General features: G+C 37.3%; 1 protein-coding gene. It reads right to left on the bottom strand.

Going from position 1 to position 2,645, the window contains the following annotated elements; all coding sequences use genetic code 11:
- Positions 1-143 precede the first annotated feature (143 nt).
- A complete protein-coding gene (locus E0946_RS07090) occupies positions 144-2,162 on the bottom strand; it encodes an agmatine deiminase family protein (RefSeq protein WP_165942107.1) in 2,019 nt (672 codons plus the stop codon).
- Positions 2,163-2,645: the final 483 nt, after the last annotated feature.

Below are 2,645 nucleotides of genomic sequence, written 5' to 3'. Positions count from 1 at the left end.
TGCCGGGCGGCATCCCCACTGCTCGGAGGGCATTCTATGTAGGGTCTGTAGGCTAAAATCACTTAAAATAATATTAATAATAATGTCAAGAGAAAAGTATGGATAATTTTCATCTTTATCTGTTGATATATTTCAACATCTCTCTATTTAATGACTAATATCTTATGTATTAAGGTTTTATCTCTATTATCCCATTTCAAGAAATAAATGCCTGAATCTACTTTATTACCTTTGCTATCTTTGCCATCCCATTGATATTTCGTAAATTCCGTAGAACTTTCGGTAATAGAGAGACTTTTTACGAGCTGGCCTCTACTGTTGAAAATTTTCAACGAACTCTGTTTATTATTTACATTTTTACTCACTATGTTAAGAGAAATATTTTTCTGCAAGAAGTAAGGATTAGGATAGGCAAATAATTCAGGTTTTTGCACTGAAGGAATAGAATCATCCCCTATACCTGTATGGTCTATAGGAATATTTAGCCATTCACCTAACCAGGGATAGCAAGTAATATTGCAGGGATTGGCATTATCTCTGGCTTCAATCTGATAATGGAAAATCTCATCTTCCTCATTAAAGGTTAAATTCAAAGTAATAGTCCAGTAGTCAGGTTGAATTTCAGGTTGGTAACTCATATTTAAATCAGTTATTTCACCCTCATCTATTTTATACCGGAAGACCACATTGCTAACTTCTAAGTTATCAGTCACTATAGCAAAGAAAGTATGTTCACCACTTTGAATAGAAGTAGGCGGATTATGATAGATTATGGGAGCTTCAGTATCGGGAGCACAGACAAATAAGTGCGGTTCCAGAGCGGCAAAAACAGGATGATTTCTACTATGCCCAGATTCATCTGCTGCATGTATAAAATAGCGAATAGTGTCACCTGGTGCAAAAGCAGGGAGTATTACCTCAAACAAATTTCCTGAACTCTGGCTCATAATGGCATTTTGCCAGGGACTCTGATTAACTTTATAGCAAACAAATACTGAATCAGGATAGAGTGCCTGTCTACTACGAGCAATGATATTAGCATTTATTTGCCAGTTAGAATAATTAGCGTAACTACCGAAATAGGGATTATGAACGATTTCCAGCATATTTTTATCGGGAATTTCATGAGTTCTGCAATGTAAAGCATCGGTAGATTCCCAGGGAGCATTACTGGCAGCAGGAACACCAATAACTTCATAACCGGGCATTGCATCACGATAGGTTTGCAAAGCTGCTGCATCATATGTGCTATTCATAATAGGAACAAACACTCTATTATTGAGGATTAAGGAATTGGTGTAAGGTTGATCTTGGGGAGTGTAAACTCTGTAAACTTTATAAGGATAACCCCAGGCACAAAGAGTAGAAGAAAAATAACTAGCGACCTGTTCAATTGCATTATACTGAGAATGCGAAGGAGAAACACTACGAATCAGGATTTTATCTGGAGCTAAGAATTTTCCCCAGCAATCAATATGGTCAATATAGGTATTATTGGGGTCTGCAAGCACATAGTAATTTTCAATTCCGAGGTAGTTATGCATTCTATTATAAACTTCCTGCTGGGATAAAGAAGAATTTTCTGAATAAACTAAATTGGTTTGTGCAGCAGTATTTATACCGTCATTCATATAGTTCCCCCCAGTCTGCATCAGATTCATACCATAATAGGGTAATCCTTGTTGATTGGCAAAAATCTGAGGAATGAGATTATCATTGGGACGGGGACGATTATACTGAAAATCCACCACACCTAAATCACCATTGCCATCAAAGATGAACCAGGGTCCATAATCTCTCGTCCAATAAGAATCAGTACTTGCTATCATAAAGGTTACATTATCCATATTCACTCCAGCATTAAGGAAAGCATTGGTTGCAGCATTCTGGGTAGAAGAAGATGAAACCAGACATATGACCTGAGCAGTATTGGCTAAATGGACAACCAATGAGACGGGAATTCCGAGAGGATATCTAATCAGGACTTGCGAAGCAGGTTCAAATTCTGCCACTGGACGGACAGGAGCGACAGGTGGAGGAGTTTCTGTGAAACGACTGAAATCAATATCCCATTGTTCATTTTGATATTGATGTGCCAAAAGGATAACTGGCATCACAGTCAAACAAATTATTATTATGACATAATTAAAAGCTTTGGGCATTACAATTTCTCCCCAATCAAGAAAGATACTTTATTAAATATACAATTTTTATGCCTAAAATAGAGAAATCTTTTTTTGTCTACTGGAAAAATAATAGTTTAACTATATCCTTAATCATAGTGGAATATGGTGGAACAAGTATGGTGTAAGGGGTATTGGTGGAACGAGGTCCTCCTCGTTTCAAGCTCCGAAGGAGCTTTCTTTTTTGGGGTCATAAACGTCCCCTTACACGGGGTCATAAACGTCCCCGTTTATGAAGCTCCGAAGGAGCTTGCTATTATAAAGAGATAATAACATTAATTGACCTCCGCAGAAACTTTCTTAATATCTTGTTAAATATTGTAATACTACATTCATAAGTATGAAAAGCCTGACGGCTTTGCGAGATGAGGACATCTCACATCCTATAAAGGGGTCATAAACGTCCCCGTTTATGAAGCTCCGAAGGAGCTTGCTATTAATAAGGTGTGTATTAAAAAGCTA

It is taken from the genome of Candidatus Syntrophosphaera thermopropionivorans, assembly GCF_004353895.1.
Taxonomy (GTDB): Bacteria; Cloacimonadota; Cloacimonadia; order Cloacimonadales; family Cloacimonadaceae; genus Syntrophosphaera; species Syntrophosphaera thermopropionivorans.
This window is presented reverse-complemented; position numbering and strand designations above follow the sequence as displayed.